Annotated in this window: 13 protein-coding genes and 2 pseudogenes; 2 read left to right on the forward strand and 13 right to left on the reverse strand. The window is 63.9% G+C overall.

Annotated elements, in window-relative coordinates:
- The first annotated feature begins 32 nt into the window (after nucleotides 1-32).
- Nucleotides 33-1,217 carry a porin gene (locus OKW40_RS27115; protein ID WP_429402755.1) on the forward strand — a complete coding sequence of 395 codons (1,185 nt, stop codon included), beginning with the start codon at nucleotides 33-35 and terminating at the stop codon, nucleotides 1,215-1,217.
- A gap of 154 nt (nucleotides 1,218-1,371) precedes the next feature.
- Here OKW40_RS27115 and OKW40_RS27120 read toward each other — a convergent pair.
- From OKW40_RS27120 to OKW40_RS27145, 6 genes and pseudogenes are all read right to left on the reverse strand, one after another.
- Nucleotides 1,372-2,245, reverse strand: a pseudogene (locus OKW40_RS27120) (peptidase).
- Nucleotides 2,246-2,417: 172 nt separating this feature from the next.
- Nucleotides 2,418-3,218 carry a transglutaminase family protein gene (locus OKW40_RS27125; protein ID WP_429492602.1) on the reverse strand — a complete coding sequence of 267 codons (801 nt, stop codon included), beginning with the start codon at nucleotides 3,216-3,218 and terminating at the stop codon, nucleotides 2,418-2,420.
- Nucleotides 3,219-3,230: 12 nt separating this feature from the next.
- Complete coding sequence (locus OKW40_RS27130) at nucleotides 3,231-4,181, reverse strand: alpha-E domain-containing protein (protein ID WP_090807140.1); 951 nt, start codon at nucleotides 4,179-4,181, stop codon at nucleotides 3,231-3,233.
- Nucleotides 4,182-4,340: 159 nt separating this feature from the next.
- Nucleotides 4,341-5,750, reverse strand: a complete 1,410-nt coding sequence (locus OKW40_RS27135) for a circularly permuted type 2 ATP-grasp protein (RefSeq protein ID WP_187631537.1) — start codon at nucleotides 5,748-5,750, stop codon at nucleotides 4,341-4,343.
- Nucleotides 5,751-6,163: 413 nt separating this feature from the next.
- Nucleotides 6,164-6,616, reverse strand: a complete 453-nt coding sequence (locus tag OKW40_RS27140) for an HU family DNA-binding protein (protein WP_090807144.1) — start codon at nucleotides 6,614-6,616, stop codon at nucleotides 6,164-6,166.
- Between the two features lie 376 nt (nucleotides 6,617-6,992).
- A complete protein-coding gene (locus OKW40_RS27145; protein WP_429353117.1) occupies nucleotides 6,993-8,480 on the reverse strand; it encodes a PLP-dependent aminotransferase family protein in 1,488 nt (495 codons plus the stop codon).
- Between the two features lie 85 nt (nucleotides 8,481-8,565).
- Between OKW40_RS27145 and OKW40_RS27150 the strand changes: the two are divergent.
- Nucleotides 8,566-8,750, forward strand: a pseudogene (locus tag OKW40_RS27150) (carboxymuconolactone decarboxylase family protein); the annotation flags it as partial.
- A 27-nt stretch (nucleotides 8,751-8,777) separates the two neighbouring features.
- Here OKW40_RS27150 and OKW40_RS27155 read toward each other — a convergent pair.
- The 7 genes from OKW40_RS27155 to OKW40_RS27185 form a co-directional block, all read right to left on the reverse strand.
- Nucleotides 8,778-9,077, reverse strand: a complete 300-nt coding sequence (locus OKW40_RS27155) for a hypothetical protein (protein WP_184063128.1) — start codon at nucleotides 9,075-9,077, stop codon at nucleotides 8,778-8,780.
- Nucleotides 9,078-9,165: 88 nt separating this feature from the next.
- Nucleotides 9,166-10,101 (reverse strand): 2-dehydropantoate 2-reductase, encoded by a 936-nt coding sequence (gene panE / locus OKW40_RS27160; RefSeq protein ID WP_184063518.1) that lies wholly within the window; start codon nucleotides 10,099-10,101, stop codon nucleotides 9,166-9,168.
- Nucleotides 10,102-10,332: 231 nt separating this feature from the next.
- The gene (locus OKW40_RS27165) at nucleotides 10,333-11,754 is read right to left on the reverse strand and encodes an efflux transporter outer membrane subunit (protein ID WP_184063515.1); all 1,422 of its coding nucleotides are present in this window, start codon (nucleotides 11,752-11,754) and stop codon (nucleotides 10,333-10,335) included.
- Between the two features lie 9 nt (nucleotides 11,755-11,763).
- Nucleotides 11,764-13,335: a DHA2 family efflux MFS transporter permease subunit gene (locus OKW40_RS27170; RefSeq protein ID WP_090810214.1), complete on the reverse strand. Its 1,572-nt coding sequence runs from the start codon at nucleotides 13,333-13,335 to the stop codon at nucleotides 11,764-11,766.
- Nucleotides 13,336-13,342: 7 nt separating this feature from the next.
- Nucleotides 13,343-14,443 (reverse strand): HlyD family secretion protein, encoded by a 1,101-nt coding sequence (locus OKW40_RS27175; protein WP_429492605.1) that lies wholly within the window; start codon nucleotides 14,441-14,443, stop codon nucleotides 13,343-13,345.
- Nucleotides 14,444-14,524: 81 nt separating this feature from the next.
- Nucleotides 14,525-14,947 (reverse strand): MarR family winged helix-turn-helix transcriptional regulator, encoded by a 423-nt coding sequence (locus OKW40_RS27180; protein ID WP_090807154.1) that lies wholly within the window; start codon nucleotides 14,945-14,947, stop codon nucleotides 14,525-14,527.
- 83 nt (nucleotides 14,948-15,030) lie between these two features.
- Nucleotides 15,031-15,453, reverse strand: a complete 423-nt coding sequence (locus tag OKW40_RS27185) for a MarR family winged helix-turn-helix transcriptional regulator (protein ID WP_090807156.1) — start codon at nucleotides 15,451-15,453, stop codon at nucleotides 15,031-15,033.
- Between the last annotated feature and the right edge of the window lie 4 nt (nucleotides 15,454-15,457).

Here is a 15,457-nt window from a genome sequence, read left to right on the forward strand (position 1 = left end):
AACAACGAACAATCATCTGCGTGGAGAAATGGATGAAACGAATCGCACTGTCTACCCTCTCACTGGCGCTCCTCGGCGTCGCCGGTATCGCTCACGCGCAAAGCAGCGTGACCCTGTATGGCGTGCTGGATGAATCGGTCCAGTACGTGAACAACGCTACGCCCAACGGCGGTAGCCTCGTACAAATGTTTGGCGGCAACCTGCAAGGTAACCGTTTCGGCCTGAAGGGCACGGAAGACCTCGGCGGCGGCCTGAAGGCAATTTTCCAGTTGGAAAACGGCTTTGACATCAACTCCGGCAAGCTCGGTCAAGGCGGCCTGATGTTCGGTCGTCAGGCTTACGTCGGTCTGACGGGCGACTCTTGGGGCACCTTCACAGCTGGTCGTCAATACGACCCGCTGGTCGACATGATCCAGCCGCTGACGGGCGACAACTACTTCGGCAGCACGTTCGCTACGCCGGGTGACGTCGACAACAACGACAACAGCTTCCGCGTGAACAACTCGCTGAAGTATGTGTCGCCGGTGTGGTCGGGCTTCCAGGTCGAAGGCATGTACGCTCTGGGCGGCGTCGCAGGCGCGACGGGTTCGGGTCAAACGTGGGGCGGCGCAGCAACGTACGCAACGGGTCCGTTCAGCGTCGCGGGTGGCTACCTGAGGACTGACAACGCAAGCACCAACCTTCCTGTCCGCACGGGCTGGAACAGCACGACGGTCCCAGGCGCTACGTTCGACACGAACTTCCCGAACAACGCAGGCATCAACCAGGCTTACACCACGGCGAAGTCGATCAGTATCGCTTCGGCAGCTGCTCAGTACGTGACGGGCCCGTTGACGGCTAACCTGTCGTACAGCAACGCGCGCTACAAGCCGGACGCACAATCGGCGTTCACGTCGACGCAGATCTTCAACGTCGGCCGCGTGTACGTCGGCTACCAGATCACGCCGGCAGCCCTGCTGGGTATCGGCTACGCGTACACCCGCGGTACGGGCGACGCGGTGGCAACGTACAACCAGGTTTCGCTGGGCGGCGACTACTCGCTGTCGAAGCGCACCGACCTGTACACGGTCGCCGCATGGCAGCATGCAAGCGGCCAACAGCGTGATCCGGCTACGGGCGCACTCGTTTCGTCCACGGCTTCGATCGGTTCGTATGGCAACCAGTCGAGCACCAACAACCAGGTCATGGTCAGCGTTGGTATCCGTCACAAGTTCTAATCGGACTTCGAATCGGACCTGCTACGCAGCCGACGGGCTGCGTAGCCAGAGACCAGAAACCAGCCAGAGTCGATGCCGATGGCTGGTTTTTTTTCGTCCTGAGGTTTTGGTGCGGGCCCAAGCGAGCCTGACGCGCGCTCCGAACCCAACGCAGCTAGCGCCGCTGCGCCTTGCCCTTGTCGGCCTGCGCGAGAATCTGCGCGGGCGACACATCGTGCTCATGCTCGACGCCATCGGCGCCGACCGGCGCGCGATATAGCACCAGCGCCCGCTCCGACTGCAGCGACGGCGCATCCAGCGACTGCTGCCAGTCCGGATCGGGAATCTCGGCGAACACCTGGCGCAGACGCTCGCCCCACGTGCGGTGAAGCATGTCGAAGTACGCGTTGTCGCGATCGATCGACACGAACCGCGTGACCCGCAGCGCATCCTTCTCGTACACGAGCAGATCAAGCGGCAAGCCCACTGACAGGTTCGAGCGCAGCGTCGAGTCCATCGAGATCAGCGCGGACTTCGCTGCCTCGTCGAGCGGTGTGGACGGCGTCAGCACCCGATCGATGATCGGCTTGCCATACTTCGCCTCGCCGATCTGGAAATACGGATTCACGGCCGACGCCTCGATGAAATTGCCCGCCGCGTAGATCATGAACAAGGCGCATCCGGTTGCCCGCGATCTGGCCGCCGAGAATGAAGCTGCAATTGAAGTCGACACCGAACTTCTGCATCGCCTCGGCCTCGCGCTCATGCACGCGACGCACCGCGCTGCCGACCACGCGCGCGGCGTCCGCCATGGTCGGCACGCTCCACAGCGTGGGCTCGCTGGTATCGGCGGGCTCGGACAGCTCGTGCAGCACCGCTTGCGTGATCGACAGATTGCCGGCGCCGAGCAGCACCAGCATGCGTTCGCCGGGTTGCTCGAACACCGACATCTTGCGCGCGGTACTGATGTGATCGACGCCCGCATTGGTACGCGTGTCGGACAAAAATACGAGGCCGTCGTTGACGGCCATCGCTACGCAGTAAGTCATGAGGAATCCGCGGAAGGCAAAGGAACGGAGCTATTGTAATGCGGCGCACAGGCGCCTTTTATCCGTGTTTACGGCCCTTTTTTGCAGCCTTTTTTGCAGCCTTTTGGCAGCTGATTCCGAACACGTGGCAGGAATGTTAAATGCGGTCGCGCGCGTTGGCGTTGCAATGCGGCTACTGCGACATCTGCGCGCTGACCGCCACCGCCACGTGAAGCTCCTCTTCGAGTCCGCCGATGCGTCGGCCGCGCACCGGTGCCGCGGCCTCATAGTCACGGGCGACCGCGAGCCGGCAGTAGATCTCGCTAGCAAACCCGGCATGCGTGACGTCGATCGAAATCCACCCTTTGCCTTCGAGCCATACGTCGACCCACGCGTGACTCGCGCCATGCGGCACGTCGCCGGGTTCGATATATCCGCTCACATAGCGCGCCGGCACGCCGCGCGCGCGGCAGCACGCGAGCATCAGATGCGCATGGTCCTGACACACGCCGTTGCCGAGCGCGAGCGCCTCGGCGGCCGTGCTCGTAACCTCGGTCACGCCGGGCCGGTACTGCACGCGCTGCACGATCTGCTCGGACAGCGTGAGCAGGCTTGCCGGGCTCGCCAGATTCGCCACCGACTCCGCCAGTTCGCGGATCGCGCCGTCGGCTTCGGTCAGATGCGTCGCGCAGGTGAAATGCTCGAGCGGAATCGGGCCGGGCGGATCACCCAGCACGCCGTCGACGAGCGGCATCGTGTCCACCTCGCCCGACACGCGCAGATGAATCTCGTCGTGCGGCTTGTTCATGACGAGCGTGTGCAGCACGTTGCCGTAGGCGTCGAGCGTCGCGTCGAGCTTGCCCGGCGCGTCGATGTTCCAGCGCCGCACGGTCTGTCCGGCGCCGCTCGCGGGCGTCAGGCGCAACTGCTGGATCGAATAGTGAACCGTCGCTTCGTAGCGGTAGGAGGTGTCGTGGCGGATCGTCAGGTACATGAGAAAACTCCGTCAGGCCACTGGCAGCATCAGATAAGTACGCGCCACCAGATTGCCCAGATCGAACACGCGAGCGAGGAACTGCGTCAGATAGGCGTGCAGACCGCTTTCGAAAATCTGCCGGATGTCGGCATACAACAGCTCGGCGCGCAGCTTGCCGGCGAAGCGCTCGCACTGGTTCGAGCCCGAGGTGCGCAGCATTGCGAGATTGCTGCACACGCCGTCGAGCGAGGCGAGCAGCGAGCGCGGCATCTGCTGATTGAGGATCATCAGCTCGACGACGCGCGCGGGCGTCACGACGTCGCGATATACCCTGCGGTAGATCTCGAGCGCCGACACCGAACTCAGGATCGAGGTCCAGTAATAGAAGTCCTCGAGCTGGCGCGCCGCGTCGCGTGAATTCGGCTCGACGTTCGCGAAACGCACATCGAGAATCCGTGCGGTGTTGTCGGCGCGCTCCAGATACGTGCCTAGCTGCGTGAAGAAGAACGCGTCGTCCTGCAGCGCGGTGCCGATCGTCACGCCGCGCGACAGATGCGAGCGGAACTTGACCCACTCGAACAACGAGCCCGGATTGCTCGCGGCCTGCCCGCTCGCGAGCCGCTCGTTGAATTCGAGCCACGTGTCGTTGATGGTTTCCCACCACTCGGTCGTCAGCGTGCCGCGCACCGCGCGGGCGTTTTCACGCGCGGCCTGCAGGCACGAATGAATGCTCGACGAATTACTTGCGTCGGCGATCATGAAGTCGAGCATGTGCTCGCGCGTCGGTTCGTCGTAGCGCTGCGCGAAGGCGCTTTCGAGCTCGGAGATGCGCAGCACCGAGCGCTGCGCGCGAGCCTCCTGTTCGGCCGTCTGCGGCAGCAGTTGCGCCTTCAGGTTGATGTCGAGCATGCGGGCGGTGTTCTCCGCACGCTCCATATAGCGGGCCATCCAGAAGAGGTGATCGGCGGTTCGGCTAAGCATGACGACGTTCCATGTCTGTGATCTGAACGCGCGAGGCCTTCGTCAGCGACGAAAGTCCGCGCTGGTTATCCGTTGAGCGCCAGCGGCGCATCAGGTTGCGAGTGTCGCGCCCTGCTCTGCTCTGTTGCGAGCGAGGCGAAAAGCGCGGCGGCAACCGCGTCAGTCGACCATCCAGGTGTCCTTGGTCCCGCCTCCCTGCGATGAATTGACGACGAGCGAGCCCTCCTGCAACGCGACCCGCGTGAGGCCGCCCGCCACCATCGTGGTGGTCTTGCCCGACAGCACGAACGGCCGCAGGTCGATATGGCGCGGCGCGATGCCCGATTCGACGAAAGTCGGACACGCGGACAGCGCCAGCGTGGGCTGTGCGATATAACCGGCCGGACGCGCGATCAGCCGCTCGCGGAAGGCCTCGACTTCGGCCTTCGTCGAGGCGGGGCCGACCAGCATCCCGTAGCCGCCCGCGCCGTGCACTTCCTTGACCACCAGCTCCGGCAGATGCGCGAGCGTATAGGCGAGATCCTCGGGCTTACGGCACTGATAGGTCGGTACGTTGTTCAGAATCGGCTTTTCGCCAAGATAAAACGCGATCATGTCCGGCACGTACGGGTAGATCGATTTGTCGTCGGCGATGCCGGTGCCCATCGCGTTCGCGAGCGCGACGCGGCCGGCGCGATAGGCGGTGAGCAGACCCGGTACACCGAGCGCGGAGTCGGGGCGAAACGCAAGCGGATCGAGAAAATCGTCGTCGACGCGCCGGTAGATCACGTCGACGCGCTTCGGTCCTTGCGTGGTGCGCATGAACACGTAGTTGTCGTCGACGAACAGATCCTTGCCTTCGACGAGCTCGACGCCCATCTGCTGCGCGAGGAACGTATGCTCGAAATACGCGGAGTTGTACATGCCCGGCGTCAGCACGACGACGACCGGATCGTCGACGCCCGCGGGCGCGACCGAGCGCAGCGTATCGAGCAGCAGGTCGGGATAATGCGCGACCGGCGCGATGCGGTTCTGCACGAACAGCTCGGGAAAGAGCCGCATCATCATCTTGCGGTTTTCGAGCATGTACGACACGCCCGACGGCACACGCAGATTGTCTTCGAGTACGTAGAATTCGCCTTCATCGCCGGCGCGCACCACGTCGACGCCCGCGATATGCGCGTAAACACCGAGCGGCACGTCGACGCCCTGCATCTCGGGACGATACTGCGCGTTGGTATAGACCTGGTCGGCCGGCACGATGCCTGCGCGCACGATATTGCGATCGTGATAGACGTCGTGGATAAACAGATTGAGAGCCTGCACGCGCTGTCGCAAACCCGCTTCGAGCGTCTGCCATTCGCCGCGCGGGATGATGCGCGGAATCAGATCGAAGGGAATCAGCCGTTCGGTGCCTGACAGGTCGCCGTTCACTGCGAACGTGATGCCGACGCGCCGGAACAGCAGGTCCGCTTCCGCGCGCTTGCGTGCGATCGCTTCATCGCCCTGACTGTCCAACCATCGCTCAAAGCGCGCGTAATGCGGCCGTACGCCATCGGCGTGATGGCGCATCTCGTCATAGCATCGCATGTCAGCCCCAGTCTTGTTGTCAAATAGAAGGCGAATGCGCTGCGCATTCGGTATTCGACCTTCGATCAAGCAAGCGTTATGCCATTGAATGTGTCGGGATAGAGCGCGTTGACGTGCCCCCTAACGGCGCATCCGCAGGGCGTCGGATTGCCTTGATCGTACTGTCGTGGATCATGATGCGCCAGTCAGGTGCGTGTGCGCCATCAGGGAGCACACTATGAGAGGCGCGCTTGCCGTTTCGCCAATGGACTCGACGCACACTACGAAGCGAGCGCATAAAAAAAGTCCCCGTGAATCTTCATCCACGGGGACTTCGATCACCTGCATGCAGGCGCTTTTTCACGCACTCAAACGTCAGGCATGGTTAAACACAACAGCGCCATGCCGACGCCTGAGTCGTGCGAGCAACGCGTTCAGGCTGCCGCTGCGTCCTTCAGCTTCTTCAGCGCGCGTGTCTTGATGCGCACGCTGGCCGGCTTGGCCGGGAACCAGCGCTCTTCACCCGTGAACGGGTCCTTGCCGAAGCGCTTCTTCTTCGCCGGCACAGCCTGCACGACGATCTTCAGCAGACCCGACAGCGTGAATTCGCCAGCGCCCTTCTTGTGCACCGTGCCGAGGATCGTGTCTTCGAGCGCGGCCAACACGGCCTTGGCGGTCTTCGGTTCCACTGCAGCGCGTTCAGCGATGTGAGCTGCCAACGAGGCCTTCGTGAAGGTGTCCTTGATCGGCGACGGTGCGCCAGACGCCTTCACGGCGACCTTCTTGGCTGCGACGGCTTTCTTCGCAGGAACTTTCTTTGCAGCAACCTTCTTGGTCGGTACCGGGGCAGCAGCCTTCTTGGCCACCTTTTTTGCGGAAGTCGGCATGTTTCTCCTACCTGTTGTGGTCAGTGAATTGCTCGAAGCGCACACCGTATGTGCACGCTTCAACGCCGGATTCTACAAGCGCTAAAGCGATTTGCGCGACTCTTTTATGTATTGCGATGAAGTTTTTTGCGCGGCGCCGACGGTGCAACACGTTTTAGTCCCTGTTTTAGCGGCTAAAACGCGCGTGGCGAGCGCTTTGACATGCAGGAGTAACGCTCGTTACAGTTCGTTTCGGCCGTGGTTTCGAGGCGGTTGCGTCGGGGCGAGCCGATGTTTTCGCCCCTTGAAACAGGGCATTTTCTTCGTTTGACGCGTCAAGCAACGCACCCCCCAACGTTTCGACGATGCCTGCGCCTCGCTTGCGGCGAGCTCCGTTTCAGCGTGCGATGCGCTGCAGGATGTCGGCGAGCGTCGTCAGCGCCGTGTCGATATGTTCGGCCGCGATGCTGCCATAGCCGAAGATCAACCCAGGCTGTGGTGTCACGCGATGGTGAAATGGCGCGAGTCCATAGAGGCCGATCGACGCTTCACGCGCGGCGGCAACGAGCACCTCTTCGCCGAGCGACGCCAACGGCCCCTTGAGCCGCGCCGCCAGATGGATGCCGGCGGTCGGCACGATCGGCTCGAACCAGCGCGCGAGACCGCCTTGCAGATGCTCGAGCAGCATCGCGCGGCGGGCCGCGTAAGCCTTGTGCATGCGCCGCAGATGACGCGCGAAGTCGCCATTGAGCATGAACGACGCGAGCGCCGTTTGCGTCAGCGTGCAGCCGTGACAATCGGCGATCTGCCGCGCCTTCAGCAGCGGGCCGTGCAACGACGCGGGCGGCACCAGGTAGCCGATGCGCAGCTCGGGGAAGATCGTCTTCGAAAACGTGCCGACGTAGGCGACGAGGCCGGCGCGATCGAGGCTCTTCAGCGGCTCCATCGGCCGGCCTTCGAAACGGTACTCGCAGTCGTAGTCGTCCTCGATGATGACCGCGCCGCGCTTTTGCGCCCATTCGAGCAGTTCGACGCGACGCTCGAGGCTCATCGGCATACCGAGCGGAAACTGATGCGAAGGCGTCACGTAGACGAGCCGTGCCTTGTCCGGCAGCTTGCCGACGATCAGGCCTTCGCGATCGACCGGTACCGGCACCACGCGCGCGCCGGTCACCTTGAAGCATGCATGCGCGGGCGGGTAGCCGGGGTCTTCGATGGCCGCGATCTCACCGGGCCGCAGCGTGATGCGCGCCATCAGATCGAGCGCGTGCTGCGCGCCCTGCGTGACGATCACGTCTTCCCAGTTGCTCGACACCGCACGGTTGAAAGCGAGGTAGCGCGAGATCGCGAGCCGCAGCTGCTGCTCCCCCGCGGCGTCGCGATAGGTGCCGGGGCTGCGCGCCTGGCCGCGTAGCGCATGATTCACGCAGCGGCGCCAGACGTCGAAGGGAAACAGCGTCTTGTCGGTCGCGCCGCCGATAAAGTCGAGCGGCGACGGCACCGACGGCCGCGGCAACGGCAGACTGTCGGGCATCTGCTCCCACAGCGGCTGCGCGCGCGCGGCGGCCTTCGCTTGCGCGGCGGCCCGCGCGCGCGAACGAGCCGCCGCGCGCGCGTGGGCGGAACGCTCGGCCGGCAACCGTTCGAGTCCGTCGGCGACGAAGGTGCCCGAACCGGCGCGGGCGCTCAGATAACCTTCTGACAGCAGCCGCTCGAATACGTCGAGCGTGGTCTTGCGCGACACACCGAGTTGCGTCGCGAGATCGCGCGTGGACGGCAGACGCGTGCCGCCGGCAAGGCGCCCTTCGAGAATGCCCGCGCGCAACTGCCGATAAATCTGTCCGGACAGATCGTGATGGCCTTCGACCGCGATGTGAATGTCCATTCGGGTGGTTACCTCAAATAACGGTGAAATGGTTATTTCGACCGACCAGTGGCGAACGCAAGCTTACCGCCACGGACGCCCGACGCGCGAACGCGCGGCGCTCGAATGGACGGAGGCGGTGACGCTGGTCGCGCAAACGCGCGTGCGGATACGGTATGGGACGCGGTGAAGCCGCATTTCAGCGAGCAGGAAATCAGCGACCTGACGCTGCTGATCGTTGCGATCAACGGCTGGAACCGCATTGCGGTCTCGTTCAGGAAGATGCCGGAGCAAGCAGCGGCGCGTCTTCGCGGAGCTTCAGAAGATCACGGAGACCGCCACCGCGAGCCAGATCGCGGTCACGCCCGCGAGAAACAGATGCCGCGCGATACGCACGCGTGAGTCGCTGTTCTCCGGCTCGACGGGACTCGTCGCCATCCATGGCACGAGGCCCAGGCACGCGAAGCCGGCCAGCGCGAGCACAAAGACCACGACGTCGGCCTTGTGCCAGGCAGTCGGCTCATACATACCCCAGTAGCCGAGAAACACGATGCCGATCGAGAACACGGTCGCGGAAGCGGCGCTGAGCGCGGGCACCGATCCAGTTGGAGCCGGCATGCTTGACCTCCGATCGTCAGGTTGCGGCGGCGCTCGCGTGCGTCGCGCCATCCGCCCGATCCGCGTTCGCGTCGGCCGCGGCGAGCCGTCAGGAAGTGCGGGTCTGGCGAGCTTCGTACGTCTTCAGATGACTATAGGCGATGCGCAGCAGCGACACGCCGTGTTCGCCCTTTTGCGCGTCGCCGCCGCGCGAGATCAGGTCGCCGAGGATATGATCCGCCTCGGTGTGCGAGCGGTTTTCGACGTCGCGCAGCATCGACGCGGTCAGCGGCGACGGCGTCAGCAGCACCTGGGTGGCGCGTACCTCGAAGTCCGCGGCCATCGTGAAGCCGTTGTGCTCGGCCGCCGCGCGGCATTCGCCGAGCAGATTCTCAATCACGCGCTTGCCGTCCGGCGCAGCCAGGATATCGCCGACCGAACCGCGCATCAAGCACGTACTCGCGGCCAATGTGGCGAGGAACACCCATTTTTCCCACATGCGCAGCAGGATGTTGTCGCTGATTGCGACGTCGAAGTTCGCGCCGGACATTGCATCGGCAAGCGCCTCGGTGCGCTCCGAGGTGCCGCCCACGAGTTCGCCGAACGTGATCGCGTGCATGTCGTTCAGATGCACGATGTGCTGCTCGGCATCGAGCGTCGCGGCGATCACGCACTGACCGCCGAGCACGCGCTCCTTGCCGAAGCTCGCGGTCAGCACGTCGATATGGCGCATGCCGTTGAGCATCGGTAGGATCAGCGTGTCTTCGCCGACGAACGGCGTGAACGAATCGATCGCGTCGTCGAGACTGTAGGCCTTGCAGCTCAGCAGCACGAGGTCGAACGGCTCGGCGGCGACACCGGCCAGTATCGTCTTCACGTCGGGCAACTGGAGATTGCCGCGCGGGCTGTTGATGACGAGGCCGTCGCTCCGTAGCTTTTCCGCGCGACCGGCGCGTACGAGGAAGGTCACGTCCTGCCCCGCCGCGGCCAGACGTCCGCCGAAATAACCGCCTACCGCGCCCGCTCCTACTACCAGAATTCGCATCTTGAGCCTCTTGAAAGATTTCGATTTGCCGATCATGCGCGTCGCTGGCGGACGCATCTTCATGGTGCCGCGTATTCGGTGCTTGTGCAGGAATGTAGCAAAGATTGGGGGATCGGTTCCGGGGAGCGTTGCCGGCAGGCGGGTGGTGTCGGCCAGATGGCGTGTGCGAGGCACGATTGCGAAACGCTTGATCGGACTTCAACCCTCCCATACGCTTTCATGTCGCTGCCTTCACTGCGCCGCCACCGTTTCCCCCTGCTCCCACCCGCCCCCCAGCGACCGGTACAGCGCGATCGCCGAAAGCGCGTGCTCGCGACGGGCCTGATTCAGCGACTCCGAGTCGCGCAGATACGCTTCCTGCGCGTCGAGCACATCGAGGAAGCTCGACGCACCGCCCTTATACAGCTCGGTCGACAAACGCAGCGCGTGATTCGACGCATCGAGCGCACCGGCCAGGCGCTGCACCTGCACCGCGCCGCTGACGAGATCGCTGCGATTGTCCTCGACTTCCTTCAGCGCCTGCAACATCGTCTGTTGCAAGCCGAGCTGCGATTCGCGCATGCGGCTCTCGCTCGCGTCGATGTTCGCGGTAATGCGCCCGGCGTTGAAGATCGGGCTCGTCGCATTCAACGCAGCGCTGAACAGATTGTCGGTCAGCGTCGGCAAGCCAAGGTACGACGATGCGAGCAGCCCATTCGTCAGGTTGATCTTGAACTGCGGATAGCGCTGCGCCTTCGATACCCCCACTTCCGCCGCACGCTGTTCGACGAGCGCATAGGCGGTGCGCACGTCGGGTCGATGCAGCAACGCGTCGGACGGCAACACCTGCGGCGCGCTTTGCGCAGGCACCGGAATCTCGCGCGCGTTGGAAAGCAGCAGCGTATCGAGGCTTTCCGGCGTACGCCCCGAATACACGGCGATCAGACTCAGTTGATGCTGCACCGCCGATTGCATACGCGGAATCTGCGCCTGCAAGTCCTGCAACTGATTCTGCGCGCGGGCGACGTCGAGCTGCGTCGACAGGCCGTAATGCAGACGCTCCTGCGTGAGCTTCAGCGCGCGGCTGCGAATCTGCTCGTTGTCGTCGAGGATCTGCAATTGCGCCTGCGCCCAGCGTAGATCGATATACGCCGCCGCCGTGTTCGCGGCGAGCGCGAGCCGCAACTGGTTCAGCGCCGCAACGCTACCCGACACCTGCGCCTGCGAGGCGAGCACCGCGAGACGTTCGCCGCCGAACACGTCCGGCGTCCAGCTCGCGGCGAGGCCGAAGCCGGCCTGGCGCACATAGCCGAGCGGCGGCGGCGTGTTCTGCCGCTCGGTCGATGCGCCCGCGTTCGCATTCAGCTCCGGCAGCAGCGCCGCGCGATTCTGCGTCACCAGGTCCTGCGACTGCTTCACGCGTTCGGCCGCGGCCTGCACGTCGAGGTTGCCGGTCAACACCGATTCGATCAGCTGATGCATCACCGGGTCGCCGAATTGCGCCCACCAGGCATCGGTGTTCACGCTGTCTTGCGGCGCGTCGACGCTCCACGCGGCCGGCGCGAGCGTCTGCACCGTATGCGGCAAATCCGCGTGCGTCGCGGGTTGCACCGCGCAGGCCGCGAGCGTCAGGAACGCCGCGCTCGCCAGTAACTTCATCACGATTCGTTTCATGTTGGTCTCCTAATGGGCATCGGGCGGGGGCGCGCTGTTGCCGAACGGGCGCGAAAACAGCACGCTCAGCAAGCCGACCACGAAGCACAGCGCAACCGCCAAAAAGGCGTCCGAGAATGCGAGCACCAGCGCTTCGCGCATCAATGCCGCGTGCAATTCGGCGAGCCCCGCACTCGCGGCGTTCAAGACATCACCACCAACGGCCGACAGATACTCGGCCTGCTTCTGCAAGATCGATTCGACGACCGGACGGCCCGCATTCAGATGTTCGTCGAGCCGTTCGTAGTGCAGGTTCAGACGGTCGTTCAACATCGTGCTGCTGACCGCGATGCCGATCGCACCGCCGAGATTGCGCATCAGATTGAACAGCCCGCTCGCGGAGCGCAGCCGCGACGGCGGCAACGCACCCAGCGCCATCGTCACGATCGGCGGAATACAGAATTGCTGGCCAATTCCGCGCAACGCTTGCGGAATCAGCAACTGCTGCCAGCCCCATTGGTTCGTCAACGGCACGTACAGATAGCAGCCGATGCCAAACAGCGCGAGTCCGAACACCATCAGCATGCGCATATCGACGAAGCGCGCGAGCGTCGAGTAGGCGGCCAGCGCGAGCAGCTGAAAACAGCCAACGGACAGCAACGCGAGACCAATCTGCAACGAATCGAAGCCGCGCACGCGCGCAAGAAACACCGGCGTCAGAAACACGGTGCAGAAGATGCCGATCCCGGTAATGAACGACAGCAGACTGCCGATACCGAAATTGCGCAACGCCAGTGCGCGCAGATCGACGATCGGTTCCTTCGCGGTGAACGCATGCACGAGGAACAGAAACCCGCAGATGGCCGCGACCCACGCGCACAGCACGATCACGTCGTCGCCGAACCAGTTTTTGCGCGGTCCCTCTTCGAGCACGTATTCGAGGCAACCGAGAAAACCCGACATCAGCAAGATGCCGAAGTAGTCGCCCTTTTTCAGCAAGGACAGATCGACCTTGTCGATATGCACGTACTTCGGCACCAACAGCGTGACGGCGACGCCCGGTACCAGGTTCAGATAGAACAGCCAGTGCCACGACCATTGCGACGTGATCCAGCCGCCGATCACCGGGCCGATCGTCGGCGCAAGCGACGCAAGCGCGCCGATCGTCGTCGACGCGATCAAACGCTGCTTGCCGGGAAACAGTACGAACGCGGTCGTGAACACGGTCGGGATCATTGCGGCACCGAGCGCGCCTTGCAGACCGCGAAACAGGATCATCGAGTTGATGTCCCACGCGAGACCGCACAGCATGCTGGTTACCGTGAAGCCGAACGCGGAGAAGGTGAAGACCCAGCGCGTCGAGAACACGCGCGTGAGCCACCCCGACATCGGAATCACGATGATCTCCGCGATCAGATACGAGGTCTGCACCCAGGAGAGTTCATCCTGACTGGCGGACAGTCCGCCGCCGATATCGCGCAGCGACGATGCGACGATCTGGATATCGAGCGTCGCCATGAAAAAGCCGACGCACATCAGCGCGAATGCGAAGACCTTGGTGCGGGTCGGCTGGTCGGCGGGGTTGTCAAAAGCGTGAGTCATGATCGGTTCATCCCTGCGCGGCCGGATGGCCCGCGTCGAGGTGCACTTTCACGGTCGCGGACAGGCCCGGACGCAGCACGCCCTGCATGTCCTTCGGCACGTCGAGGCGCACGCGCACCGGCACGCGCTGCACGATCTTCGTGAAGTTGCCGGTCGCGTTTTCCGCGGGCAAGACGCTGAAGGTCGCACCGGTCGCCGGTGCAAGACTGTCGACCACGCCGTGCAGCGTTGTGCTCGACGCATCGAGTTCGACGTCGACGCTGTCGCCCGAATGCATTTTGCGCAGCTGATCTTCCTTGAAGTTCGCGTCGATCCATAAACCGCTCGCCGGCACGACGGTCAGCAGCGACACGCCCGTGTTGGCGAGCAGCCCAACGCGAGCCGTGCGATTGCCGACATAGCCATCGATCGGCGAGCGGATCGTCGTGTACTCGACGTTCAACGCGGCAACGCGCTGCGCGGCCTGCGCGGTCGCGATGCGCGCTTTCGCGTCGCCGATCTGAGCGTCGAGCACCGCGATCTGGCGTTGCGCCGCGAGCAGCGCCGCGCTGCTGCGATCGACCGCGGCGCGCGCTTTGGCCAGATCGGCGTCGGCCTTCTCGACGACCTGGTTCGACACCGCGTCGTCTTTCACGAGCTCGCGGTAGCGCGTCTGGTCGGCGGCGCTGCGTGTGAGCTCGGCGCCCGACGCGCGGACCTCGGCGGCCTGCTCGTTGATCGCCGCGAGTTGCAGTGATTTCTTCGCTTCGAGTTCGGTGACGGCGGCCTGCGCGCTCTCCACTTCAGCGCTGGCCTGGGCGAGGCGCGCGTCGTAGTCGCGGGCATCGAGACGCACGAGCACCTGGTTGGCGTGCACGAACTCGTTGTCGTGCACGAGCACGTCGGTGACGAAGCCGTTGACCTTCGGCGCCATCACCGTGACGTCGCCGCCGACGTACGCATCGTCGGTGCTCTCGACGAAGCGGCCGACGAAAAACCAGTACGAAGTGGCAAGCGCCAACACGACGAGAACGGAGAGGATCGCGAGCAGCATCCACGGGATACGCCGCACCTGTCTGGCGGGTTGTACCGCGCTTGGCGGCGCGACGGTCGAAGGAGTTGTGGACATGGTGTCGATATGTGCGTATGCACTCTTCAGATTGAAAAAAACGGCGCAGTGCGCCGGCCTCCGCTATCTTCAGCGTTTATGTCAAAGCGTATCCCGGGTGATCGCAAACAGCTCGGTGCGCAGTGCAGCCGCGCGCTCCTCGCCGAAGCGGTGCTCGAACTCGGCCTGTGCGGCATACCAATGAGCGCGGCCTGCGTCTTGCCGCTCTTCGCCCGCGGCGGTCAGCGAGATCAGCAGCGCGCGCGCATCCGCGCCCATCGCCTCGCTCGACACCAGCCCGTCGCGTCGCAGCGGTTGAATCGTACGGACCAGCGTGGTGCGCTGCATGCGCATGGCCTCGGCAATCTGCTTCATCGTCATCGGACCGGTGCGCTTCAGGCGCCCCAGCAGCGAAAACTGCGTGATGGTCAGCCCGACGTTCGACAGGTGCCGGTCGTAGATCTGCGATATGTGACGCGCGGCCTGGCGGATCGCAAAGCAGTCGTCGTCGAAAAGCGCTTCCATTCGCTGCACTTCCTTTGCTCGTTAGTGCATATGCACATTAAGCGGCGTCATAAAACCCGCCGAAGCGGGTTCCTACGCGCGATCTAACCGGTGATGCTGAACAGCTCGGTACGCAGCGTCTTTGCGCGGGCGCGGCCGAACTTCTTTTCGAATTCGTCCTGCGCGGCGCGCCATGCGACGGAGGCCTGATCGAACGTCGTCTCGCCTTTTTCCGTCAGGCTGAACAGCAACGTGCGGTTGTCGTGGTCCGCCGCCTCGGCCAGCACGAGGCCGTCGCGCTGCAGGGGCTTCATCGCGCGGACCAGCGTGGTGCGCTCCATCACCATCGCGTCCGCGAGCTCCGCCATAGGCAGGTTCGGTGTGCGCGCGAGCTTGGCGAGGATCGTGAACTGCGCAGCGGTCAGCCCGACGCTGCCGAGATGGCGCTCGTACATCTGCGTGACGTGCCGCGCCGCCTGGCGCAGCGCGAAGCAGTTGCATTCGTCGTAGGAGAGAGGACGGTTCATGGAG

The organism is Paraburkholderia sp. RAU6.4a (assembly GCF_050435625.1).
Lineage (GTDB): Bacteria > Pseudomonadota > Gammaproteobacteria > Burkholderiales > Burkholderiaceae > Paraburkholderia > Paraburkholderia tuberum.